The following is a 23,620-nucleotide window of genomic DNA, read 5'->3' on the forward strand; positions in this document are numbered from 1 at the left end:
GCGAGCACTTCACCCAGCGAACTCCTAAAGAATTAGTTGACGAGAAACACGCTTATCGGTAAGCTCTTCTCACTCCTAATTCATTAGGTTTTGGACGTCCATTCGCTATGGCCCGACAGAAATCTCAAACCTTAACCGACGGTGAGCTGCGCATCATGGATGTTGTCTGGACCCTGGGCGAAGCCTCGGTTCGAGAGGTCACCGATGAGCTGAATCGACGGGAGCCCGTCGCCTACAACACGGTACAGACGATGCTGGGGATTCTTGCCGAAAAAGGTTATCTGAGCCATCGAAAGCAAGGCCGAGCCTTTGTCTACGAGCCGCTGATCGATCGCAGCACGGCCCAGGGGCGAGCCTTGAGGCATCTCATGAGCCGTTTTTTTTCAGGCTCTCCTACGGCGCTGGTGCAAAACCTCCTCAGCTCCGATGACGTGGATGCGCTGGAGATCGACCGCCTGCGGCGAATGATCGAACAGGATGAGGACACGCCATGAACGAGACAGGGTTTATAACCGACCTGCTGATCCATCACCTGGCGCTCAGCACAGGCCTGATCCTCGCGGTGTCGCTGGCGTTGGCCTTCAGCCGCTATGAAAGTGCCGCGGCCCGGCACGCCAGCTGGGCACTAGTGCTGGTCATGCTGCTCGCGATGCCGCTGCTTTTGGCCTGGCCTGATTCCGATCGGGAGGCGCGCTCGTCGACACCCACCGCCGAACGGCTGGTGGCGACGCCACCTGGGGATTCGGCCGCCAGAGTCGCGAAAAGCAACAGCCCCGACCCGATACTCACGCCGGCGACCCGTCCAAAGGCAACCCAAGCGGGTAGCCTCGGTCGGTGGTTGGCGGCAGCATGGCTTCTCGGCGCCCTGCTGCAGCTGGCGCTTCTGCTGCGCGCTCTCAGGTACAACCGCGGTCTGCGCCGTCGATCTGCGTGGGCAGCTAACGATCTGATTGAACAGGCTAACACCCTGGCACGGCGCATGGGCATGTCTCGTAAGGTGACCGTCAGGCTCAGTCCGGAGGTCGGTTCGCCGCAGACCGTCGGGACGCTTGCACCGATGATCGTGCTCCCAACGGCCTGGCAAACCCAGGCGAGCTCATCGATGGTCAGTCATGCGCTTGCCCATGAGCTCGCGCATATCAAACGCGGCGATCACTGGTGGGTCTGGCTCCAGTTCGGCGCACGCGTGGCGTTCAGCTTCAATCCGGGAATCTGGTACGTCATCAGCCAAATGAACACCGAGCGGGAAGCCGCCTGCGACGACTGGGCGCTTTCATTGGGGGCCTCGCCGAAGCGCTACGCGTCGAGCCTGCTCTCGGTCGCGGCGTCGCTGCTGCCAGGCCGGCCGCCTGAATTGGCCATTCCCTGCCTGCGCTCCAAAAACCATTTACGACGGAGAATTTCACACATGCTGGACGTCAAGAAGAGCCACTCCACGCTGCGCGCTGGACGCCTTACCGCCGCAGCCGCCGCCATCGTCTTTGCTGGCGGGGCGCTGGCCGCGCCCCAGTGGGTCAGCCTGGGGTTCAACGCGAGAGAAGCCGTGGGTGCTGTGGTTTCCCTGAACGTCAGTCGCGACCGTACCCCGCGCGCTGATGACGGGCTGCTGTTTACCGCCTGGGCGGGCGATCTTGCGGCAACCCGGCAGCTGCTGGCCGGCGGTGCAGACCCCGAAGAGGTGAACCGACGCCGCGATCCGCGGACGCCACTTATCGCCGCCGCTCGACGCGGCAACTGGGAAGTCATGTTTGCGCTGCTGGACGCCGGTGCCCGGGTGGACTTCCACCATGGTAAAGACGAAAGCGCTTTGATCGCCGCCAGCGCGCGGGCGCCGGCGGCGGTGATCACCGAGCTGCTCGCCCGCGGCGCAGACGCTAGGCGACAGGTGAACGGTGATGGCACCGCGCTGATCGCCGCCGCTCGCCACGGCCAGGCCGCGAATGTCGAGCTGCTGTTGGCGGCAGGTGCAGACCCCAACACTTGGAGCAACGGCGACGAGTCGGCCCTGTTCCACGCGGCTGCCGGAGGTCACCTGGAGATTGTCGAGCTGTTGCTGGATGCCGGTGTCGATCCGAGCGTGACCTTTGACGGGGACGGCACGCCGCTGATGCTGGCCATTCGCCACGGCCACGACGACGTGGCGAACCTGTTGCTTAAAGCGGGAGCCAGCGTCAACGAGGCTGTCAGCGGTGACGGCACCGCCTTGATCGATGCAGCCAGGCGCAATGATGTAGCCACCACCAGCGCGCTGCTGGCCGCCGGCGCTGACGTCAATCAGGCGGTGCGCGGCGATGGCAACGCGCTCATCAACGCTGCCCGGGGCGGACATCTGGAATTAGCCGCCCTTCTCCTGGACGCCGGTGCGGGCGTGAACGCTCACGTAAAAGGCGACGATACACCGCTGATCAACGCGGTCTGGAGCAACAACGCCGACCTGGTGGGCCTGCTACTCGAACGCGGCGCAGATCCGCTGCTTGAAGGTGACTACGATAGGGAATTAGGAACCCAGCGCACGCCGCTGAATCAGGCAGACCCTGGAAGCCCCATTGCGATGCTGCTCACCGACACCGCCAACGGCAACCGCCGCTAAGACTCGGTTAGACTGAAAACGTCGGACAGGCCGGGGTCATGCCACTCCGGACTGTCTGGGGGCACCACATCAAAGGCGATACTGATCCGCCGCTCTTCTGAGGAGAACGGGAGCGTCCGGTGGAAATACCAGGACGGGAACAGCACGAGATCGCCGGTCACTACGCGCTGCAGCGAGGTGAGCGGGGGCGTACTCAGCTGAAACTTCGGTTCCGGAAAACCCAGCTCCAGCGCCCCCTCATCCGGGTCATCACCGACGGGCACCTTCAGGTAGAACACGCCGCTGATCACCCCGTGAGGATGCATGTGCGACCCCTGAAACCCCCCGCTTGAAAGCGCCACCGCCCACATTTTGATTCGCCCCGACTCGGGTAGCAGCGAACCATAACGCTTGTCGATCCGGCGAATGAGGCTCGCATGGGCGACAGCGGCCGAGCGCAGCTGAGCCAGCAGCGCATCGATCTCACTGCTGCCGGGCACCAGCAGCGACTGGGTCTGGCTGCCGTTGTGCGTCGACGTGGTCACCGGTTCAAACTCAAGACTCGGGTGACTCAGTATCTGCTCCTCCAGCGCTGGAAAGATCGCGAGATCAAGTGACGGACGCGACCGCTGGACCAGCTCAGCGAACCGCTGCGCTTCCCTGGCCCGTCCCGCCTCCCCTGACTCGAGCCATAGCTGGGGCAGGAGCGACAGTACGACCATGGCGGTTTCCCGGTTCGATCCGGCAACCAGTTGATCCGCCTGGTCCAGGCAGCTGGGGTAGTGGCCCGCCTGGAAGTTGTTAAGAAAGCCCAGGCGCTGGGCGGCCGGGTCCTGCAGCGTCCCACCCGTCTTGGCCGCCAGCCGGTCGAGGATCTCAAGAGACGCCTGATGACGACCTTGTTCGAAACGCAGGGAAGCGAGATTAAGCAAATAGGTCTCATCATCAGCTCCACACGCGGCAGCGAGTTCCAGCGCCTGATCGGCTGCCGCGAGATTCTCACGCTTCAGCTCCAGCGCCGCACGCAGGACAGTCCAGCGCGACTCGTGAGGATCCGCTTTGCTGAGGGCTTCCCATTGGGCCGCCGCGGCGTCAAAGCGAAACAGTCGCTCCAGCGCCATCGCGAGGTTGCTGCGCGCGTTGACGTGGTCAGGCTTGCCCGCGAGAAACGTCTCATAGCTATGAGCAGCCGACTCAAAATCCCCAAGGGTGTAGAAGCAATTGCCCAGGTTGAAGTGAAGGTGGGCGAACTGGGATGGTGCACGCCGGAGCGCCCGCTGATAAGCGTCCACCGCGAAGCGCGGCTGGCCAGCCTGCTGGGCGATCAGGCCGTACTTGGCGATCAGCTTGGCGTTGTCGGGCTGGATGGCCAGGGCTTGATCAACAAGCTGCAGCGCGGCGTCGAAACGCTGCTGAGACTGATAGATCTCCGCCAGCTGAACTGCCGACAGCCAGTCCTGTGGATAGCGGCTGATCATTTCCTGAAGCAGCTCGCTGGCACCGCTGACGTTGCCGTGGCTCATGAGTTGTGCTGCACGCTGCTTCAGCTGCTGATGCTGAGGATCCATGGTCCTTATTGTCACCGCTTCGAATAGGTTGCCCGAACCACGCCGGCGGGCCACCTTCTTTGCCCGCAAACATGCGGTTATGATCCTGCTTCAGCCACCTTTAAGAGTGATCCCATGAGCGGGAATCCGGACACGCAGCAGGAGCGATTATCGCTGAAGTACCTTACCGGCTTTGGCAACCATCACGCCACCGAGGCGATTGAAGGTGCACTGCCGCAGGGCCGCAATTCACCCCAAAAAGTTCCGTTTGGGCTCTATGCGGAAAAATTCAGCGGGAGCGCTTTCACCGCGCCCCGGGCCGCCAACCTGCGCAGCTGGTTCTACCGCCTGAGACCGAGTGTTCGCCATGGCGGCTTTCAGCCACTGGACCACCCGGCGCTTGCAACCAGCCCGCTGGGCGCCGGGGCGACGCCACCCGATCCGCTGCGTTGGTCACCGTTTGAGGTGCCGGATGCACCGAAAGACTTCATCGACGGCCTTTTCACCATAGCGGCCTGCGGTGATGCCCACGCCCAGTGCGGGGCCGGGATTCACCTTTACCTCGCCAATCAATCGATGACGAGCCGTTTTTTCTATAACGCTGACGGCGAGCTGCTGGTTGTACCGCAATCCGGCACGCTGGTGCTTCATACCGAGTGCGGCGTGCTGGAGGTACCGCCGCAGTTTGTCGCGGCGATCCCCCGGGGCATCAAGTTCCGCGTGGAGCTGCCGGACGGGCCCAGCCGGGGCTACGTGTGTGAGAACTACGGCGCGCCGCTCGAGCTGCCTGAGCGCGGGCCGATCGGCTCTGACGGGTTGGCCAACAGTCGCGACTTTCAGGCGCCGGTTGCGGCGTTTGAGGAGCGCAGCGGTAGCTACGAGACAGTGTGTAAGATGGATGGGCAGCTTTACGTTTGCCAAACCGACCACTCGCCGCTGGACGTGGTGGCCTGGCACGGCAACCTGACGCCTTATCGCTACGATTTGCGCCGGTTCAACGTCATCGGGTCAATCAGCTTTGATCATCCCGATCCGTCCATCTTCACCGTGCTTACCTCTCAGTCCGACACGCCCGGCACTGCCAACGTGGATTTTGTTGCCTTTGCGCCACGCTGGCTGGTGATGGAGGACACCTTCCGGCCACCGTGGTTTCACCGCAACATCATGTCGGAGTATATGGGCCTGATCACCGGCGTCTACGACGCCAAAACGTCAGGCGGATTTGTGCCGGGGGGCGCCAGCCTGCACAACTGCATGGCGCCACACGGTCCGGATGCGGAAGCATTCACCAACGCCAGCGAGGCTGACCTCAAACCCGAATTTCTCGCTGACACGATGGCGTTTATGTTTGAGTCACGCTATCTGATGCGGCCGACCGCGCAAGCGATGGAGGCGGCCGAGCGGCAGCGGGACTATTGGGAGGTGTGGCGAGGGTTGAAGAAGCAGTTTCAGACGCCCTAAGCGATAAGGCCGAAGAGGTATCTTGGCATCAGCTCTGAACGCCGCGCTGCGCCAGGTACTTTCGAATATTGCCCGTCTTTTCCCGATCCTCCGGAAGCTCCGTTATTTCCATCGATACGGCCAGGGGCATCGACTCGTAAACCGGCGCGAGAAAGGCCTGCAGCCGATCGAAGATAAAATCCTGGGCCTGCTTCCGCTCTGAGGACGGGCGAGGCCCAATCCTCGCGTAGACGTTGATAAATCCGTTGTCAGGATGCCCGTCCGCAATGCGGTAGCAATCGCGCCGCTCGGCGCGGGTTCGGATCCCGGCAAGCGGGAAGACCCCGCAGTCGGCAGCCGCCTGGTGCAGGATATTGACCAGCTCCTGAATATCCAGCTGTGCCTCGATGTTGGCGGAATACTCAACAACCTGGTGCATGGCTTGGTCCTACTTGTTGCTGCGTGGAATCAACGACAAGCTAAGCGCGCCAGCCGGGACTCGTCAAATCGATTGGCGGCGGCTGTCTGGCGGCGCGGCGCCCGGGTGCGCGCATTCAGCATTACTGCTAACCTCCGGTCGTGGCTCACAAAACCCCTAAACGCCCCATGCGAGGGCTGGAGTCTTCGCTGCCGCTGGCACTCCTGCGGGCTCGTGAGTGCGCCATGAATCGGTTTCGCCCGATGCTCCGGGAACACGACCTGACCGAGCAGCAGTGGCGGGTGATCCGAGTCCTGGCCCAGCATCCCAGCATCGAGGTCACCGAGCTGGCCGAACGCGCAATTCTGCTCGGGCCAAGCGTGAGCCGTATCCTGCAGTATCTGCAGCAATCGAGCCTGATCGAACGCAGCCCGGTAGAGAGCGATCAGCGGCGCTCCGCCATCAGCCTGAGCCCAAAAGGCCGGGCGTTGTTCAAGGAGATTGCCCCGCATTCCGAAGCCATCTACAGCGATCTGGAAGAGCGCTTCGGCCGCCGGCGCCTGGCGAGCCTGCTGGAGATGCTGCGCGAGCTTGAGCTGGCTTTGAGCGGGTCCGATCAGGCTGCCTGATCCGCGCGCCGAAAAAGAGAATTGGCTCGTCAGCGAGCCGGCAACAACGATCGTCAGCCTGGAGATTTTGCTATGCCGCATATGGATCCGCTTCCCTTCGATCAGACCCCACAGTTCAAAGAGCGCTTCGATCATTACCGCAACACCCGAGGATTTGTGCCCAACAGCATTCGCACGATGGCGCGACGGCCCGCCATTGCCGAGGCGTTTATGGCGCTGAATCAGGCGGTACTCTACGAGGGGAGCGTCAGCGAAGAGCTAAAGATGTTGTGCAGCCTGATTGCCTCGCAGGCGGCCGGCTGCCGGTATTGTCAGGCCCACATGGCCAACCTTTCTCACATCTACCAGGCGTCAGCGGAGAAGATCGCCAACGTCTGGTCGTACGAAGAAAGCGATCTGTTCACCGACGCTGAGCGGGCAGCCCTGAATCTCGCGCTGAAAGGGTCGCTGGTGCCCAACGACGCCACCGACGCCGATTTTGCTCGTGCCGGTGCACACTTCAGCGAAGCCGAGATTGTCGAGCTGGTGGCAACCATTTCCCTGTTTGGCTACTTGAACCGATGGAACGACACGATGGCTACCGAGCTGGAAGAGCTGCCGGGCAAGGTGGCCGCCGACACGATCGGGCAGACCGGCTGGGACGCCGGGAAACACGGCTGAGCGGTTCGCCGAAGGAGTCCATGATGGCTTACAGCCGTTGCACCTTCATGTTGGCAGCCAAACGAGCCACCGCGCTGCTCGCTGCTCTTTGGATCGCGACAAACGGCCTCGCGCAGGAAACCAGCTCCGGCGCGGACATCCCGTTTGTCAACTGGGAAAACCACCCGGTTCATCCCCTGGCCAGCAGTCCTGACGGCACGCTGCTGGCTGTTGCCCATACCGCCGACAATCGGCTCCAGCTGTTCGACGTCAGCGAGGGCCTGCCGGTCGCCGCCGGGCACGTGGTGGTCGGCGTTGATCCCGTGTCCGTTCGTTTTCGCAGCAACGCTGAGGCGTGGGTCGTCAACCACATCTCGGACTCCGTCAGCGTCGTCGATCTGGTTGGCCGTCAGGTGACCGCTACGCTGCAGACTGACGATGAACCCTTCGACATCGTCTTTGCCGGCGATCCGCTGCGCGCGTTTGTGAGCTGCTCTCAGGCCAACACCGTCTTGGTTTACAACGTGCAGGACCTGTCGCAGCCGCCCGAACGTATCAACCTTAGCGCCGAAGACCCGAGGAGCCTCGCGGTCAGTCCGGATGGCAGCAAAGTCTATGCCGCGATCTTTGAGTCCGGCAACGGGAGTACGGTCCTTGGCGGTGGCGCCGAATCGCTCGGCACGATCTCCTTTCCCCCCAACGTCACCCGGCAGACCAATACGCCGAGCGGAGGCGAATCACCGGCGCCCAATGCGGGCACCGGCTTCAGCCCCGCCCTTAATCCACTGCTGCCCCCACCACCACAGGTGGGCACGATTGTGAGGAAAAACGGCGACGGTGTCTGGCTTGACGACATCGGCGGTGACTGGACACGCTTCGTCAGCGGCTTCCAGGCCAATCAGTCGGGTCGGATCGAAGGTTGGGATCTACCCGACCGGGATGTCGCCGTCATAGACGCAGGCAGCCTCGAAGTCAGCTACGTGACCGCCCTGATGAATATCAACATGGCGCTTGCGGTGAATCCGGCCAGCGGCGAGATAACGGTCGTCGGCACCGAAGCTACCAACGAAGTGCGGTTCGAGCCGCTGCTGAACGGCCGCTTTCTGCGCGTTAACCTGGCGCGGATCCGGGGGGCCGATAATGCGGTTCTCAGCGTCAGCGACCTGAATCCTCATCTGACGTATGCCTCATCAACCACCGCCGCGGACAATCGCCTGCGCTCGCTGGGCGATCCACGCAGCATCGTTTGGAATGCGGCCGGCACGCGCGGTTTTGTCACCGGCATGGGATCTAGCAACCTGATTGTGATCGACACAGACGGTCGCCGGGTGGGTGACCCCATCGATACCGGCGAAGGCCCGGTCGGGGCAGTACTCAACGAGGAAGCTGGCCTCCTTTACGTTTGGAACCACTTCGAGGCCTCCATCAGCGTCATCGAGCTGGCCACCAGCCGACGCGTTAGCACCGTCGCGCTCTTTAACCCTCTGCCCCGGGCCATGCGAGACGGGCGCCGCTTTCTGTACGACACCCGACAGAAGTCCGGGCTTGGGCACGTTTCCTGCGGGTCTTGCCACGTAGACGGACGCACCGACCGGATCGCCTGGGACCTGGGTGATCCGTCAGGCGACATGAGGGCCTTCAATCAGAACTGCGTGACCGAGGTCCAGGGGAACCCCTGCCCCGACTTCCACCCCATGAAGGGCCCCATGATGACCCAGACCCTGCAGGACATCATCGGGCATGAGCCGTTTCACTGGCGCGGGGATCGTGACGGCCTGGAAGAGTTCAACGGCGCTTTCACCGGGCTGCTGGGGGCTGACGCCGAGCTGAGCGAGGCCGGCATGCAGGCTTTTGAAGACCACCTGGCCACCATTACCTTCCCGCCGAATCCGTTCCGCAATCTCGACAATACGCTGCCCCGCAACCTGCCGCTCCCCGGCCACGTCAGCACGGGTAAATTTGGCCCGGCAAACCAGCCTCTGCCCAACGGCAACGCGCAGCGGGGCCTGCTGCTCTACACCACCGGCGGTCTGGACGAGCCCTTCCAGTGCTCGGACTGCCACACACTACCTACCGGCATGTCCCGGAACGGTCCGCTGCGACTCCTCGGCGGGGCGGTTGAAGCCGGGGGTGAGCAGATGGCGCACGGCCCGCACGGCGAGGATCATCTCGGTATCGTCAGCGTGGACGGCAACACCAACATAGCCATGAAAACCGCGCAGCTGCGTAACCTCTACGACAAGGTCGGTATGGACGCGCAAAGCGCCGAGAGCCTCAGCGGCTTTGGCTTTCTGCACGACGGCAGCGTCGATACGCTGGCGCGCTTTGTGGCGCTCGAGGCTTTCGAGCTCGACTCCGATCAGGACGTTGCCGATCTGGTCGCGCTCATGCTGGCCTTCAGCGGATCCGATTTTGGTCCTGATCCTTCGCCGGGATCAGTCACTGCGCCGCAGAGCCAGGATACCCATGCCGCCGTCGGCCGGCAGGTCACCTCAACCGGCGGTTCGCCGACCTCCGAACTCAATACCCTGTCGGTTCTGGCAGCCGCCGGCGCGATCGATTTGGTAGCCCACGGCAGCGGCAACAGCTGGGTGCAGCAGGGCCTGGAGTTCAGCCCAGCCCAGGGTGATTCCGTTGGGCTTAGAGATTTGAGCGCCAGCGCCAGCGCGGCGGCGCCCATCACCTTTACCGCGGTCCCCAGCGGCCTCGGTGAGCGGCTGGGTCTCGATCGAGATCATGACGGCCTCACCGATGCCGAAGAGCTCAGGCTCGGTTCGAACCCGGCAGACGCTGCGTCCCGGACTCTCACGCCGGTTCAGGGTCTTTGGTTCAACCCCGATCGCAGCGGCCATGGCTTCGACCTGCAGCGCCTGGGTAATTTTCTGTTCATTACCTGGTACACCTACAACGAAGACGGCACACCAACCTGGTACCAGGCGGCGGGCGAATTTGCTGGCGAGTCTTGGAACGCCGAGCTTTCTCGGTTTACCCGAGGTGCAACCGGCGACCCCACCGGTCAGCCAGTGGGGCAGGCATCTCTGATTTTTGTCGATGCGCGCCGGGCGGAATTCAGCTGGACGCTGGACGGGCGCAACGGCAGCGAGCCCTTCCAGCTGCTCGCCGCCTCCAATGATCGGACGCTACGCAACTATACCGGCACCTGGTACGACCCCGACGACAGCGGCTGGGGTGTGACCTTCTACAGCCAGGGCGACGTCAGGGTTTCGGTGCTGTATTTCTACGACGCTGAGCGCCAGCCCCGCTGGGTTCTGGGTCAAAGTGGCAATCACCAAGCAGGCAGCACCGCGATGCTGAGCTTCATTGGCTTCTGCCCCGACTGCGAGCGTGTTGAGCCACAGTCCACCAGCGCCGGGGATCTTACGCTCAGCTTCGAAAGCGCCCGCAGCGGCACCTTCAGCTCAACCGCCCGCTATCCCGGCCTGGCGAACAGCACCTGGAATCGCAGCAATGTAGCCATCATCCCGCTCAGCGACCCGTGGCAAGATCCGGCGCTTCACTGAGATCGGCTGACCCCTTTTTGGACCGACGTGGCTGATTCAGGGACAGGCGGCGCTCGCCGATACACAGTTTAACCATCCAAAAACACCGGCTGAAATACAATAACGGCTGCCCTTGATCACCTTCTTCCCTGATGACAAAACTGATGTCCCTGTGCCTGCTGCTGCCGGCCCTGCTGAGTATCAGCAGCTGCACGCTTCGCGAGACCGAAAGTGAGCGCCGCGCTCTCCAGTTTCCGCCAGGGCGGCCGCTCGATGCGGGCCCGAAAGCACACCGGAACCGCGCCGTAAGCAGCCGCCTAAGTGTTGGCGTTGCGCGAATTGAGGGTCCAGCCAAAATGGACCAACCCGGGCGAACGCTAGCCGAGCCACCCAGGCAGAAGCAGCTGCGCAAAACCCCGAAGTACCGCCAGGTGCCCGACTGGTCCCAAAACCAGCAACGTGCCGAGACTAAAGGCTTTTCGGGCAGCACCTTCGACGCGCTGGACTATGACAGCAACGCTGACAACACGGGCGGCTTTGTGTTTATTCCGGCAGACCCGGTACTGGCGGCCGGCCCGAACCACGTGGTGGCGGTGACCAACACCAGTGTCGCGATCTACGATAAATCGGGTTCCGAATTGAGCAGCGAGTCGCTCCAGGATTTCTTTTCGCCCCTCTCGCCGCCGACGTTTACGTTTGATCCGAAGGTCCTTTTCGATCAGTTCGAGAGTCGTTTTCTTGTGCTGACGTTGGAGCGGCAGGATATCGACGAAGGCGATTCCAGCAACACCTCACGGATCCTGCTGGCGGTCAGCGACACCGACGATCCCACCGGCTCCTGGACCGTCACCGAAATCAACGGGTTTGAGACCGTCGGTGGGCAAGACCACTGGGTAGATTTTCCGGGTTTCGCGGTGGACGAGGAGGCGGTGTATATCACCGTCAACCTATTCCAATTCTTCAATCAAACCAATGGAGGCGCCTTCGGCGGCACGCGGCTCTTCATCGTTGAGAAAGACGTAAACAACGGCTTTTATGACGGCCGAAGCGCGGACGTCACCCGCTTCAACCCGTTTACCAGCGGAAGCACTTTTGCCGGAACGCATCAGCCGGCGCACATTTTCGGCACGCCACCTTCGGGCAATACCGGCACGTGGCTGGTGCTGCAAAGTGGCCTCGGCAGCGGCAGTACCGAAGAAGCTCAGGTCGTTCAGGTCAACAGCCCGACGGGCAATACGTCATTCAGCTTCAACTTTGTGTCGCTGGGTAATATCGACAACAACCCCGCCAATCCGCTGGGCAATCTTCCCCAGAGCGGCAGTAGCCTCGACCCGGATGCCGGGGACCGCCGAGTGCTGGATGCGGTCTGGCGTGACAACTCGCTGTATTTCACCGCAACGACTCGGGCCAGAACGGGCGCGGACAGCGGCGAGACCACCGCCTACTGGGCGGAGGTCAACACGCAGACCGACAATCTGATTCAGCTCGGCCTGCTCGGCGGTGAGGATATCGCCAACAATACCGAGACGGCGTATGCCGCCGTAGCGGTCAACGATGCCGGCGTAGTGGCGCTTGGCTTCACCAGCGCCAACGGCAGCAGTTTTCTCAGCTCCCACTACGCGCTGCACGTTCCCGGCGACGCGGCCGGCAGTAACCGCGGCAGCCAGCTGCTTCGCGCCGGCATCGATGCTTACGAACTGACCTTTGGCGGCCCCGAGGTCCGCTGGGGCGACTACTCCTCGGTAGCGCTGGACCCCAACGGCGCCTGTTTCTGGGTCTACAACAAACACACCATCAGCCGCGGATCGGGCACCGACGGCGAAATCGGTCGCTGGGGCACGGCCGCTGCAGAAGTCTGCGGCAATCAGCCGCCGACGCCCGTAGCTGACGCGCTGACCGTGGCCGAAGGCGGCACGGTGGACCGGACCGACAGCGGCGACAACAGCCTGCTGGACAACGACTCCGATCCAGAGGGCGACAATCTGGACATCAACCGCAACCCGACCACCGAACCCGGGTTGGGCACAGTGAGCATCGCCAGTAACGGCACCTTCGACTATACCCATGACGGCAGCGATTCGAGCAACGACCTGTTCCGCTATGAGGTCTGTGACGACGGCAGCCCGGTGCTCTGTGCCGAGGCGCAGGTCAATGTCACGATCACCGAAGTGAATGACCCGCCGATCGCGAACAATGACCTTGGCCCAACGATTTCTGAGGACGACGACGACACCATCAGTATTTCCAGCCTGCTCGCCAACGACTCGGTCGGCGACATCGGTACCAGCCAGGCGCTGGACATCACTGCGGTCGACACCGAGATGAACGGCACCGCTGATCTGTTGTCGTCGAGCATCCGCTTTACGCCCGCCGATGATTTCTTCGGCAGCGCAAGCTTTCGCTATACCGCTACCGACGACGGCACCACCGACGGCGCCAACGATCCGCTAAGCGATACGGCGATGGTCACCATAACGGTCACCGAGGTGAACGACCCTCCCATTGCTGCAGGGGAGACGATCGCCAACCTGGCGGAGGACGGGATCTACACCGTGCCCTTCAGCCTGCTGCTGTCCAACGACAGCCCCGGACCCACCAACGAGGCTGGTCAGCAGCTCAGCGTTAACCTGGCCGCCAACCCGGCCGGCGGCAGCGTCACGCTGGACGGCAGCAACGTTGTCTTCACCGCGGCGCCCGATTTCAATGGCAGCGCCGGTTTCGACTATCGCGTGGTGGACAACGGAACCACCGCCGGCAGCGCCAACCCGCAGACCGACGTGACGCGCGCCCAGTTTCTGGTCATCGAGGTGAACGATCCGCCGCAGCCGACTGCTGACACGCTCCCAGACGTCCTCGAAGATTCCGCCGGCTTCACTTTTGACGCCTCGGTTCTGGTGGTGAACGACTCCCCTGGGCCCTCCAATGAAAGCGGCCAATCGTTGACGCTCACCGAGGTGAGCAATCCGGTTGGCGGCACGGTCGGCCTGAACGCCGGCATGATCACCTTCACACCCGCGCCCCAGTTCAGCGGCGCCGCGGCGTTCAGCTACAGCGTTGTCGACGACGGCACCAGCGGCGGTCAGCCGGACCCGCTGTCGGCAGTCGGCGCAGTGACGTTCAACGTGGTCGGTGACAACGACCCGCCGAGCGCGGGTGACGATACCCTGACCGTCGTTCGCGGCGGACAATCGGTGGTGCTGGACAGCGGTTCTTTAAGGCTTACCGACAACGACTCTGACCCCGAGCAGGAGACCCTGAGCGTTTCTGTGGCACCGCTGGATGCGCCCAGCCAGGGCACCATCACGCTAGCTGCTGATGGCAGCTTTCGCTACGAACATTCCGCTTCGGATCTGACCAGCGACAGCTTCAGTTACGAAGTCTGCGACGACGGCCAGCCGGTGCTGTGCGCAACCGCAGAGGTCAACATCACCGTGATTGAGTCACCCTTCGCCCGGTGCAGCGCCAGCGGGTCACGAGGAGTCGTCGGCTTTCCTATCGGATTGCCGGCAGCGGATCTGTTCGACAGCCCACAGGGAAGCTTTGCGGCCCAGGGTCTGCCCGCTTCCCTGACCATCGATCCGGACAACGGCGTCATCGCCGGCACGCCGGTCGTCGGCGATCTGCCAAACTCTCCCTATTTTGTGACCGTGACAAGCGCTGGCGCGCCCCGATTTTTCAGCCTTCGAATCGACCCGGATACCGACAGCCTGTTTTTCAGCGGGCTGGAGGACGAGTGCCTGTAGGAGTCGTCCGATAGCTTGCGGGGCGCACCGCCTGAGGCGCTCCAACCCCTCAAGCTTTCACCTTGCGGGCCGATAATCTACGAACACTTTTGTTTGGCGGTGCGCGCAATGGACGACAAGCGGCTCGAATCGATCAGCCCCCTGAAAAATCTGACTACCGGCCAGCGCAAAGATCTGCTGGACGGCGGCAAGCGTGCCGTTGTGCCGAAAGGTGCGATGATCGACTCCTATGAGGAGCGTAACTGGTTTTTTATGCTGGTTGATGGCTCGGTCAAACTGGTTCCCGCTGAGGGCAAGGCATTTACATTCGACGACAGTACCGATCGAGCCCTGGACCCAATTTTTCCGGATGTACGCGGCGGAGACACGGCCAAGTTCACCATCGACTCGCTAGTCCTACGCATCGACCGCAAGCGCGTTGAGCAGGCAGAACAGTCGGTGGACAGCACCGTTGAGGCCCATGACACGGAAATCGATGACGTTGGGGCTGACGTGATGAGAGCCTTGTTCGAAGATTTCCACAACGGCCGTATCAACGTCCCGGCGATGCCCGAGATCGCCGTGCGGGTCCGAAAACTGATGGACGACGAGAACGCCGGCCTCGAAGATCTCGCCAAGCTGATCGAGCAGGATCCATCACTCGCCGGCAAGCTGATTGCAGCCGCCAACTCAGCCCTGATCCGAGGGCGTACGGAGATCTGCACTGCCGAGGAAGCGCTCCTTCGGATGGGCATCACCCGGGCCTGCAGCGTGGTGATCTCACTGGCCGTCCAGGAGATGTTTATCTTTCGCTCGCGAACGCTCTACGCCGTTGGCTCGGACGTGTGGATGACCGCCACCCAGGTCGCCGCCACCTCAAAGATTCTTGCGCAGCACGCGCAGGGCGTGACGGTTGACCCGGAAAAAGCGTTCATGATCGGCCTGCTGCACAATGTCGGCGCCGTAGCGGTGCTCGGCTATCTTGAGAAACTGGAGATCGACGTGCCGCGCGCCGAGGTCAACGAAACCCTTAGCAGCCTGCGTGCGGTCAGCACCACGCTGGTGCTGAACAAGTGGCATATGGACGCCGATTTTCACGTTGCCGGCGAAGATGCGGAAGATCCGGAAACCCGGGAAAACCCCTACTATCCGATCCTGCAGCTCGCGATCCAGCAGGTCCAGGCGGCCCAGGGCAGCGCTCCGGAGAGTCAGGAGATTCATCAGCTGCCAGGCTTGATGATGCTCGGCGAACACCGCCAGGTGGATGAAGATGGGCGCCTCCTCCTGCTGGTGGATCACCCCGAGCTAGCCGCCCTTCCCAGCTCCCCAGGTGTCGAAAACGCCGCCTGAGCGGGAGTTAAGCTCCCGATGAGCGGGTAAAGCTCCTGACGTTCGCCGCGCCCTGTGGTAAAAGAAAGGGGCCATGGGGAACAACGAGCTAACGCAGTCCACCGACGCGACGGCCGAGATGGATTACGGCAGGTCCCAGAGCCGCCGCGAGCCCGGCCTGGTCATTATCACCGGCAGCAGTCTTGGTGAGTTCTATTCGCTTGCCGACGGCACCAGCCTGATTGTCGGTCGAGACGCCGACTGCGATATCGTCCTGCAGCGGCCATCCGTATCGCGGCGTCATCTGCGCGTTGAGCGCGAAGGTTCACAGGTAACCGCCGCCGACCTGAACTCCAAGAACGGCGCCCTAGTCGACCAGCAGCCGGTGCCGCTCGAAGGCGTGCAGCTGAACAACGGCGATCTCATACGTGTGGGGGACGCCACGCTGAAATACCTGGACGGCCGGACGCCGGAGGCACGCTACCACGAGCGGAGCTATCGGCTGGCGACCCGCGACGCGCTGACGAACCTCAATAACCGGCTGCTGTTTCTAGACGCCCTTGCTCGCACGCTCGCCGATTGGAACCGGCGCGGCGGCAACGTCTCGGTCGCGCTGCTGGATCTGGATCATTTCAAGCAGATCAACGATCGGTTTGGTCACGAAGCCGGCGACCGGGTGCTCCAGCTGCTCGCCAGCATCCTGACCAGCTCGCTGCGCGCCAGCGACCTGATCGCGCGACTGGGCGGCGAGGAGTTTGCCGTGGCATTTGCCGATACGCCGCCGCAAGATGCGGCTGAGATCCTGACCAAGATCAATGAAGAGCTCGCGCAGCGGTGCCAGGACTTTACCGATATGCCCACCGCAAGTTTTAGCGCTGGCGTTGCCAGCCTGCCGCCGGTGGCACCTCACAACGCCGATCTGGCGGCGCTGCAGAACGCACTGCTGCGGAGTGCCGATCAGGCCATGTATCAAGCCAAGGATGCCGGTCGAAACAAAGTGGTCATTTCAACCGAAGAACTGACCGAAACGACCGGCGCCGTGGAAACCAAACGACATCTCAAGCCCAGCTAGCCTGCCCTAGTAGGCTACGGCAGTGCGGGTCGGACCCAACCGGCTCGGCGCTAGAGCGCAATGCCGAACTTGGTCAGCAGGTCGCGCGCATTGTCGGCCTCGGTACTTGCCTCCGGTCGCTCGCCGGCAAGCGCCAGGATTTTGCGGATCAACTCGACCGCTTCGGGGTCACTCGGCTGCTGCATGAGCCTAACCTCCGCCAGACCCACTGCAGCGCGGAGCCAGGCGGGATGGTCCTCACCGTTGACCTCAGCCATGCCCGCCAGCGCCGCTTCGAGTAACCCTTTTGCTTCGTCGAGCTCATCCAGCTCTATCAAGACGTTCGCCAGGTTTGCTCTCGTGCTGAGGGTATAGTGATTGCGTTCGCCAAAGATCGTGGGCTGGATTTCGAGGTTTTCCCTGAATAGCGCCTCTGCCTCCGCGAGCCGTTTCAGCCGCAAAAGACCGTTCGCCAGATTGTTGCGGGCATGGCTCGTGTCCGGTGCTTCACGTCCAAGAACCTCGACCCGAACCTCCAGTGACCGACGCGCAAAGTCTGTGCCTCGTTCCAATGATTCGTTGTCTTCATTCTGTATTCCCCGAGACAGGTAAACATAGGCCATGTTGTTCAGCATGGTCATCATCAACGGGTGGGTTGGCGGCAGGTGTTGCTCTACCCGGCGATAGAGGTCTTCAAACCTGGGGCCGAACGTTTCGAGTGGCTCGTAACCAGCCTGGGTCTCAATCAGCTGGTTCTCCGCTGTCAGCGTATCCTCGTGAGTTGGACCTAGCGCAGCGACGCGCAGCTCCAGAGCCCGCTTCAGCAGCGGCTCGCCGTCCTGTGGCTGACCCAGCCCGGCATAGGTATAGCCGAGCGTCTCCAGCATGGTCGCTTCGAGCTTGGGCTGATCGGCAAAGGTCGTCGACGCCTTATCAGCCGCCTGGGCCAGCACGTCGACCACCCGAACGTCCCGTCCACCGACCCGCGGATCAGCCGACCGCAGTGTTTCGACCAAAAAGTTATTCATGGCCGTCGAGCGCTGCGCCTCAAGCTCTGCTTCGCCGCGCGCCGCCTGGGCTGACAGCATGGCGCGGGTGGACACCACCACCGCACCGGCCAAGCCAGCAACGAGGAGCAGTGCGGCCGCTGTCTCGAGACGGTGACGCTGCACAAAACGCCAAGCGGCGTGGGTCTTGCTCGGCGGCCTGGCGCTGACCGGATAGTGGGACAGATAGCGCTCCAGGTCCGCGGCCAGCTCGCCGGTAGAGGCATAACGCGCTGAAGGGTCTTCCTGGACGGCCTTCAGGACAACCCAGTCCAGATCCCCCTTGAGCTGACCGACCAGCGTATCGACCGCGGTACTTCGCGCATCGACCAGCGCCTCAACCTCGTCCTGATCCGCAGTCCGAATCCGGCTGCTGGGTGATTTCAGCGGGTGGTCGGGCACCTCAGACCAGTTGCTCCGGGAGCGGCGCTCAAACGGGAGGTTATCGGTCAGCAGTTCATAGAGGATCAGTCCCAGGGAGTAGACGTCGGTGCGGCTGTCGACGTCCTGCGGCTGCCGGATCTGCTCGGGGCTCATATAGGCGGGGGTGCCAAGCAGCGAGCCTTCCATCGTATGGTCAACCTGGGCGTCCGCAATCTTGGCGATGCCAAAATCGATCACCTTGGGCACCGGCTGCCCGTCAACCTCCGTCACCATCACGTTGCTGGGCTTCAGGTCTCGATGAACCACCCCCTGCTGGTGCGCATAGCCGATGGCGCCACAGAGCTCGATAAAGAGCTCAATTCTTCGCTCGATGGGCAGCCGATGCGCGTTGCAGTACTTGAGCAGCGAGTCGCCGTCCAGATACTCCAGCACCATATAGGGGAAACCGTCGGGGGTTTCCCCGGCGTCAAACACGGTGGCAATGTGGGGATGATTGAGCCGGGCCAGCGTTTGTCGTTCGGCCTGAAACCGCGCCAGCCGGCGCACGGAGGTCAGGTCCAGGCGGGTGACCTTAATCGCCACCTCGCGGCGGATGGGCTGCTCCTGGAGGGCCCGGTAAACCGCGCCCATACCGCCTTCCCCGACCACTTCCAGTAGCTGGTAGGGACCGATTTCTGACAGCTTTTTGGAAATCACCTGGCTGTGCTGAGCATCCAGGGTTTCGGTTGCTTCGGTCACGGTGCGCTCGGGATAAAGATCCAGTATACGACGAACCTGTGCCGGCAAGCAGGTAAACTGATGGTAAGCAAGACAGGGAAACTGGAAAGCCTCATGAAAGTCACCATCAATCTGGAACTGACGCCAAAAGAAGCCCGGGCCGCCATGGGGCTGCCGGACGTGGAACCCCTGCAGGAGAAGCTGATGGCCGAGATTTATGACCGCATGAGCGAATCGGTCAAGGACATGAGCGATCCCGAGAAGCTGCTGAAGATGTACATGCCGCTGGGGAACCAAAGCATGGAGCAGTTTCAGAAAATGATGTCGATGTTCACGCCGGGCGCGGGCACATCGAAAGACTGAATCACTGCGTCAAACGGCTGGCCTACTGATAGCGCGTAGGATCAGGGAAACCGGCAGCCAGAAAGCCCGCCGCGCGCAGCCGGCAGGAATCGCAGCGCCCGCAAGCGCGGCCTTCCGCATCGGGCTGGTAGCAGGAGATGGTGTCTTCGTAAGGAACGTCCAGCTCGATGCCACGCCTGATGATCGCCTCTTTACTCAAACTCACCAGGGGGGTGCGAATACGGGTCGGCTGACCTTCAACCCCGGCTTTAGTCGCAAGGTTTGCCAGGTCGGCAAATGCCGAGATGAATTCGGGACGACAGTCCGGATAGCCCGAATAGTCCACCGCGTTCACACCAATAAAGATGTCTCGCGCTTCGAGCACCTCCGCAAGCCCCAGCGCCAGGGATAGCATAATCGTGTTGCGCGCTGGTACGTAGGTGACGGGGATTCCCTCGGTCGGCGTCTCCGGGACGGCAATATCGTCCGTGAGCGCTGATCCGCCGATGGCCCGCAGGTCCATCTTCACTACCCGGTGACCCGCAGCACCCAGCCGATCAGCCAGCTTCGCCGCCGCCTTGAGTTCTACATCGTGACGCTGGCCGTAGTCGACGCTCAGGGCGTGACAAGCAAACCCCTCAGCTCGGGCCATGGCCAGCACGGTGGCGGAATCCAGGCCACCCGAAAGGAGCACAACCGCCTTCCTCTGGGTATTCATCGGCCGGGTTCGTCGCCCCACAACAGCTTGTGCAGCTGCATCTGCAGCCTGACGTTCAGCTGATCGGCCAGGATCCACTCGGCGAGTTCGGTGACGTTCTGCTCGCCAAAGCTTGGCGACAGCAGTACCTCCAGATCTTCGGGCAACGTATGTGCCTTGAGGATGCTGCAGGCCCAGTCGTAGTCGCCGCGGTTGCAGATGACAAACTTCAGCTGATCGTGCGCCGTGAGGAGCTCGAGGTTGGCCCAGAGGTTGCGATGGCTTTCTCCGGAGGCGGGCGTTTTGAGATCCAGGACCCGGCTGACGCGAGCGTCCACCGAGCCGATATCCAGCGCCCCGCTGGTCTCCAGAGAAACCTCATAACCGGCATCGCAAAGCCGTTTGAGAAGATCTACACACCGCTTCTGCGCCAGCGGCTCACCGCCCGTCACGGTGACGTGGCCCTCATTGAAGCTGGCAACCTCATCGAGAATCTGATCGAAGGTGTACCACTCACCGCCGTGGAACGCGTAGGCGGTATCGCAGTACGTACACCGCAGCGGGCAGCCGGTCAGACGGACAAACACCGTGGGTTTCCCCATGGAGCGCGACTCACCCTGGATCGAGTAGAAAATCTCGGTGAGCTTGAGCTGGTCGACGCGGGGTGCCGCGCCAGGCTCGGTCGACGGCACCGCGGGTACTAAAGGTCCGTGAATGGACTGACTCACATCACGCTCCGGTCAGCGGATGTGCCCTTCGATGCGCATCGTGCGCAGCCGGTTCTCGGCGAGCCTGGCCACCGTCGTGTTGGGGAACTGCTGCAGCACCTGATTCAGGGTCCGCTCAGCCTCGTCCCACTGCTTGAGCTCGTAATGGGTAAACGCGAGCTTGAGCGTCGCGTCCTGGGCTTTGCTGCTGCCGGGGAAGCGGGCGATCAGCCCTTGGAACGCTTCCAGGGCAATGCGGTAATTGCCGGTGACGTAATAAGATTCCGCCAGCCAGTATTGCGCGTTGTCAGCATACTCACCGTCCGGGAACGCCTTTAAAAACTCGTCGAAACGCCGTGCTGACTCGGCGTAGCGTCCCTGCTTAAGCGCGTCGAACGCCACGTCATAGGCAGCTTTCTCGGCAGCGGGGTCCACCACAGAGGCCACCACTTGGTTCGGGTCTTCACCCAGCCCTGTGGTCTGAAGCCCCGCGTCGATCGGCGCTCGAACCTCCGGACGCTCCTGCGGGACCGGCTGAACCGCCGTGCCAGGACGCGCCGCCGGCGTCGACCCGGCGGTGCTCGTGAGGGTGTCACCGTTACCGACCACGGTGGTTGGGATCGGCTCGAAGCTGCGCGCCGTGCTGCCGGCCACAGACGGGTCGCTGCTCATCGGGTTCCGCGTCACCTCACTCAGGCGACGGTCCAGATCGAGGTACTGATCCTGCTGCTGGGTCTTAAGCTGATCTACGTCGAATGACTGATTTTCCACCATGCCCCGCAGCGTCTGCACCTCACGCTGCAGATCATCGATCCGCAGCAGCAGCTCAGAGAGCGTTCGCTGGGTTTCCTGGTTACCGGCGCTGGCGGCCTGCTGCTCCAGCCTCGCGACCCGCTCAGACAGCGTCTCGCGCGGCCGCTGAGCGGCTGCGGGCTGCAAAAACACGACGGCAGCCAGAGCGGCTGCCGTCAGGGAAACTAAAGTGGGCCGTCCGATCATTGCCGCGAGGTGTAAACGATCTCCACGCGGCGGTTCTGGCTCCAGCAACGCTCTTCGCTGCAGTTGTTGGCCGGACGCTCTTCGCCGTATGAAACCACCGAGAGCTGCGAGGCGCTGGCGCCCTGCGCGTCGACGAGGTCAGACACCGCATTGCCCCGGCGCTCGCCCAGACCCAGATTGTATTCCCGGGTGCCGCGCTCGTCGGCGTGGCCTTCCAGGGTGATGCGTGCGCCGCCGTTGGCCCCGAGATAGGTCGCGTGGGCGGCGATGATGTCGCGATACTCAGGCTTGATGCGCGACTGATCGAAATCAAAATAGACGACGCGGCGAGACAGAAGGCTGCGGGGGTCGTCAAGATTCTTGGGGTTTGTGTCGTCGTTAATGTCGACCGCAGGCTGGACCTCAGGCGCGGGCCGCGTCGGCTTCGCTTCCATCGGCTCGGCCGGCTCCACAGGGGCAGGGTCTTTGCTGGCACAAGCTGCCAGAACAAAACAGGCCGTCACCATTATGGTGAAACGGGTCAGATTCTTCATCGTCTAACTCCCAATTACGATTGTTGGCGCGTTACTGTCTTATGGGCGACCACGCCGGCTCTCGGATGTCGCCGTCCGCAAAAATCAGTTGATGCGCGGTTTGTCCCGCCGCCGCAGCACCGTAGATCGGCACCGCGGATAATACACCCTGCGTGCCACGTCTTGAAGCATACAGCACCATCCGTCCGTTTGGCGCAAAACTGGGTGACTCGTCCAGCGGACCGTCCGATATGGTCCTTAAGATATTTCGCTCCGTATCCAGCAACGCAATCTTATAGTTATTGTCGTTGCCATGCACCAGCACCAGCTGGCTGCTGTCGGGCGACATCGAGGCGCGAGCGTTGTATTCACCCTGCCGCGTGATCCGCTCCGCCTCAGCGCCCGATCGGGGCTCAACGCGATAGATCTGCGGCCGGCCTCCCCGGTCGGAGGTGAAGTACACGTATCGCCCGTCCGGGCTCCAGGCCGGCTCGGTGTCGATACCAAAATGCCGCGTCAACTGTACCGTGCGTCGGGTGGCCAGATCCATGACGTAGATCTCAAGATTCCCGCTTCTAGACAATGCCAGCGCCAGCCTTTTCCCGTCGGGAGAAAACGCCGGGGCGCCATTAATCCCCTTGAAACTCGCCACCAGCTGGCGCTGCCCGGAGGCCAGCTCCTGGGTGTAGATCGATGAGTTGCCCTTCTCGAAGGACACGTACGCCACCGACCGGCCGTCCGGCGACCAGGCGGGAGACAGCAGCGGCTCTTTGGAGCGAACCACAGGCTGCGGTCCGTAGCCGTCCGCGTCCGCGACCATCAACGAAAACTCGGTGTTGTCGCCCTCACCGCTGCGGGTCACGTAGACCAGCCGGGTTCGGAAAAAGCCCGGCACGTCGAGCAGCGCTTCATAGACCGTGTCCGCGATATGGTGCGCGGTGTAGCGCATGCCGCCGGCGCGGGAGGTAAATTCCAGGCTCAGCAACGCGTCGCCGGTGGTGACGTTAAGCAGGTGCATCCGGATGCCATAGCCCAGCGTGTCGCTGCCCGTCACCTCACCGATCACCAGGTAATCGACGTTCAGCCGGCGCCAGGTCCCATAGTTGACGTCGCTGGGACGGCTGGGCCGCTCGATCATGTCGGCCATCGGCAGCGTGCGAAACTGGCCGCTGCGGGACAGATCATCGGTCACCACCTTGGTCACGTCCACCTCGCGGAGCGCGGTCTCTGAACTCCAGGCAAAGGGCACCACGGCGATCGGCACGGCCGCCTCACCAGACGGCGTAATCACAATGACCACATCGTCCTGAGCCAGCACCGCGCCGGCAAAAAGGCACAGGGCCGCACAGGCGTTTCTAAGCACTCTCTGCAT

General features: G+C 62.5%; 18 protein-coding genes. 10 read left to right on the plus strand and 8 right to left on the minus strand.

What is annotated here, in order from left to right; translation table 11 throughout:
• Positions 1 to 107: 107 nt before the first annotated feature.
• Together AAF358_03605 and AAF358_03610 are read left to right on the plus strand one after the other, a co-directional pair.
• Positions 108 to 494, plus strand: a complete 387-nt coding sequence (locus AAF358_03605; GenBank protein ID MEM7704610.1) for a BlaI/MecI/CopY family transcriptional regulator — start codon at positions 108 to 110, stop codon at positions 492 to 494.
• Positions 491 to 2,590 (plus strand): ankyrin repeat domain-containing protein, encoded by a 2,100-nt coding sequence (locus tag AAF358_03610; GenBank protein ID MEM7704611.1) that lies wholly within the window; start codon positions 491 to 493, stop codon positions 2,588 to 2,590. Before AAF358_03605 ends, AAF358_03610 begins: the two co-directional genes overlap by 4 nt.
• Here AAF358_03610 and AAF358_03615 read toward each other — a convergent pair.
• Complete coding sequence (locus AAF358_03615) at positions 2,587 to 4,137, minus strand: putative 2OG-Fe(II) oxygenase (protein MEM7704612.1); 1,551 nt, start codon at positions 4,135 to 4,137, stop codon at positions 2,587 to 2,589. The two genes, AAF358_03610 and AAF358_03615, sit on opposite strands and share 4 nt — an antisense overlap.
• Before the next feature lie 114 nt (positions 4,138 to 4,251).
• On the opposite strand from AAF358_03615, the gene hmgA reads away from it, so the two are divergent.
• Positions 4,252 to 5,577: a homogentisate 1,2-dioxygenase gene (gene hmgA, locus AAF358_03620; GenBank protein MEM7704613.1), complete on the plus strand. Its 1,326-nt coding sequence runs from the start codon at positions 4,252 to 4,254 to the stop codon at positions 5,575 to 5,577.
• 28 nt (positions 5,578 to 5,605) lie between these two features.
• Here the strand turns inward: hmgA and AAF358_03625 are convergent, their stop codons facing one another.
• A complete protein-coding gene (locus tag AAF358_03625) occupies positions 5,606 to 5,995 on the minus strand; it encodes a 5-carboxymethyl-2-hydroxymuconate isomerase (protein MEM7704614.1) in 390 nt (129 codons plus the stop codon).
• A 167-nt stretch (positions 5,996 to 6,162) separates the two neighbouring features.
• Between AAF358_03625 and hpaR the strand changes: the two genes are divergently transcribed.
• The 6 genes from hpaR (at position 6,163) to AAF358_03655 (ending at position 16,865) form a co-directional block, all read left to right on the plus strand.
• Complete coding sequence (gene hpaR / locus AAF358_03630) at positions 6,163 to 6,603, plus strand: homoprotocatechuate degradation operon regulator HpaR (protein MEM7704615.1); 441 nt, start codon at positions 6,163 to 6,165, stop codon at positions 6,601 to 6,603.
• A gap of 21 nt (positions 6,604 to 6,624) precedes the next feature.
• Positions 6,625 to 7,263 (plus strand): carboxymuconolactone decarboxylase family protein, encoded by a 639-nt coding sequence (locus tag AAF358_03635; GenBank protein ID MEM7704616.1) that lies wholly within the window; start codon positions 6,625 to 6,627, stop codon positions 7,261 to 7,263.
• Positions 7,264 to 7,283: 20 nt separating this feature from the next.
• Positions 7,284 to 10,763: a hypothetical protein gene (locus AAF358_03640; GenBank protein MEM7704617.1), complete on the plus strand. Its 3,480-nt coding sequence runs from the start codon at positions 7,284 to 7,286 to the stop codon at positions 10,761 to 10,763.
• Positions 10,764 to 10,894: 131 nt separating this feature from the next.
• A complete protein-coding gene (locus AAF358_03645) occupies positions 10,895 to 14,485 on the plus strand; it encodes an Ig-like domain-containing protein (protein MEM7704618.1) in 3,591 nt (1,196 codons plus the stop codon).
• A 108-nt stretch (positions 14,486 to 14,593) separates the two neighbouring features.
• Entirely contained in the window at positions 14,594 to 15,814 is a 1,221-nt protein-coding gene (locus AAF358_03650; protein MEM7704619.1) for an HDOD domain-containing protein, read from the plus strand.
• A gap of 73 nt (positions 15,815 to 15,887) precedes the next feature.
• On the plus strand, positions 15,888 to 16,865 hold the full coding sequence (locus tag AAF358_03655) for a GGDEF domain-containing protein (protein MEM7704620.1): 978 nt from the start codon (positions 15,888 to 15,890) through the stop codon (positions 16,863 to 16,865).
• Positions 16,866 to 16,915: 50 nt separating this feature from the next.
• On the opposite strand, the gene AAF358_03660 is transcribed toward AAF358_03655, so the two are convergent.
• On the minus strand, positions 16,916 to 19,012 hold the full coding sequence (locus AAF358_03660; protein ID MEM7704621.1) for a serine/threonine-protein kinase: 2,097 nt from the start codon (positions 19,010 to 19,012) through the stop codon (positions 16,916 to 16,918).
• Between the two features lie 93 nt (positions 19,013 to 19,105).
• Here AAF358_03660 and AAF358_03665 point away from each other — a divergent pair, with 93 nt between their 5' ends.
• A complete protein-coding gene (locus AAF358_03665; GenBank protein ID MEM7704622.1) occupies positions 19,106 to 19,354 on the plus strand; it encodes a DUF6489 family protein in 249 nt (82 codons plus the stop codon).
• A 22-nt stretch (positions 19,355 to 19,376) separates the two neighbouring features.
• On the opposite strand, the gene queC is transcribed toward AAF358_03665, so the two are convergent.
• From queC to tolB, 5 genes are all read right to left on the minus strand, one after another.
• Positions 19,377 to 20,051 (minus strand): 7-cyano-7-deazaguanine synthase QueC, encoded by a 675-nt coding sequence (queC, locus tag AAF358_03670; GenBank protein ID MEM7704623.1) that lies wholly within the window; start codon positions 20,049 to 20,051, stop codon positions 19,377 to 19,379.
• Complete coding sequence (gene queE, locus AAF358_03675) at positions 20,048 to 20,632, minus strand: 7-carboxy-7-deazaguanine synthase QueE (GenBank protein MEM7704624.1); 585 nt, start codon at positions 20,630 to 20,632, stop codon at positions 20,048 to 20,050. Before queE ends, queC begins: the two co-directional genes overlap by 4 nt.
• Before the next feature lie 138 nt (positions 20,633 to 20,770).
• Entirely contained in the window at positions 20,771 to 21,682 is a 912-nt protein-coding gene (gene ybgF, locus AAF358_03680; GenBank protein ID MEM7704625.1) for a tol-pal system protein YbgF, read from the minus strand.
• 50 nt (positions 21,683 to 21,732) lie between these two features.
• Positions 21,733 to 22,269, minus strand: coding sequence for a peptidoglycan-associated lipoprotein Pal (gene pal / locus AAF358_03685; GenBank protein ID MEM7704626.1), 537 nt, complete (start codon positions 22,267 to 22,269; stop codon positions 21,733 to 21,735).
• 31 nt (positions 22,270 to 22,300) lie between these two features.
• Positions 22,301 to 23,620: a Tol-Pal system beta propeller repeat protein TolB gene (gene tolB / locus AAF358_03690; GenBank protein ID MEM7704627.1), complete on the minus strand. Its 1,320-nt coding sequence runs from the start codon at positions 23,618 to 23,620 to the stop codon at positions 22,301 to 22,303.

The sequence above is a fragment of the Pseudomonadota bacterium genome, assembly GCA_039033415.1.
Classification (GTDB): Bacteria; Pseudomonadota; Gammaproteobacteria; order Xanthomonadales; family SZUA-38; genus JANQOZ01.

Coding starts and splice junctions, on each gene's coding strand:
- AAF358_03605 (MEM7704610.1), top strand. CDS start 108: ATGGCCCGACAGAAATCTCAAACCTTAACCGACGGTGAGCTGCGCATC.
- AAF358_03610 (MEM7704611.1), top strand. CDS start 491: ATGAACGAGACAGGGTTTATAACCGACCTGCTGATCCATCACCTGGCG.
- AAF358_03615 (MEM7704612.1), bottom strand. CDS start 4,137: ATGGATCCTCAGCATCAGCAGCTGAAGCAGCGTGCAGCACAACTCATG.
- hmgA (MEM7704613.1), top strand. CDS start 4,252: ATGAGCGGGAATCCGGACACGCAGCAGGAGCGATTATCGCTGAAGTAC.
- AAF358_03625 (MEM7704614.1), bottom strand. CDS start 5,995: ATGCACCAGGTTGTTGAGTATTCCGCCAACATCGAGGCACAGCTGGAT.
- hpaR (MEM7704615.1), top strand. CDS start 6,163: ATGCGAGGGCTGGAGTCTTCGCTGCCGCTGGCACTCCTGCGGGCTCGT.
- AAF358_03640 (MEM7704617.1), top strand. CDS start 7,284: ATGATGGCTTACAGCCGTTGCACCTTCATGTTGGCAGCCAAACGAGCC.
- AAF358_03645 (MEM7704618.1), top strand. CDS start 10,895: ATGACAAAACTGATGTCCCTGTGCCTGCTGCTGCCGGCCCTGCTGAGT.
- AAF358_03650 (MEM7704619.1), top strand. CDS start 14,594: ATGGACGACAAGCGGCTCGAATCGATCAGCCCCCTGAAAAATCTGACT.
- AAF358_03655 (MEM7704620.1), top strand. CDS start 15,888: ATGGGGAACAACGAGCTAACGCAGTCCACCGACGCGACGGCCGAGATG.
- AAF358_03665 (MEM7704622.1), top strand. CDS start 19,106: ATGAAAGTCACCATCAATCTGGAACTGACGCCAAAAGAAGCCCGGGCC.
- queC (MEM7704623.1), bottom strand. CDS start 20,051: ATGAATACCCAGAGGAAGGCGGTTGTGCTCCTTTCGGGTGGCCTGGAT.
- queE (MEM7704624.1), bottom strand. CDS start 20,632: ATGGGGAAACCCACGGTGTTTGTCCGTCTGACCGGCTGCCCGCTGCGG.
- pal (MEM7704626.1), bottom strand. CDS start 22,269: ATGAAGAATCTGACCCGTTTCACCATAATGGTGACGGCCTGTTTTGTT.
- tolB (MEM7704627.1), bottom strand. CDS start 23,620: ATGCAGAGAGTGCTTAGAAACGCCTGTGCGGCCCTGTGCCTTTTTGCC.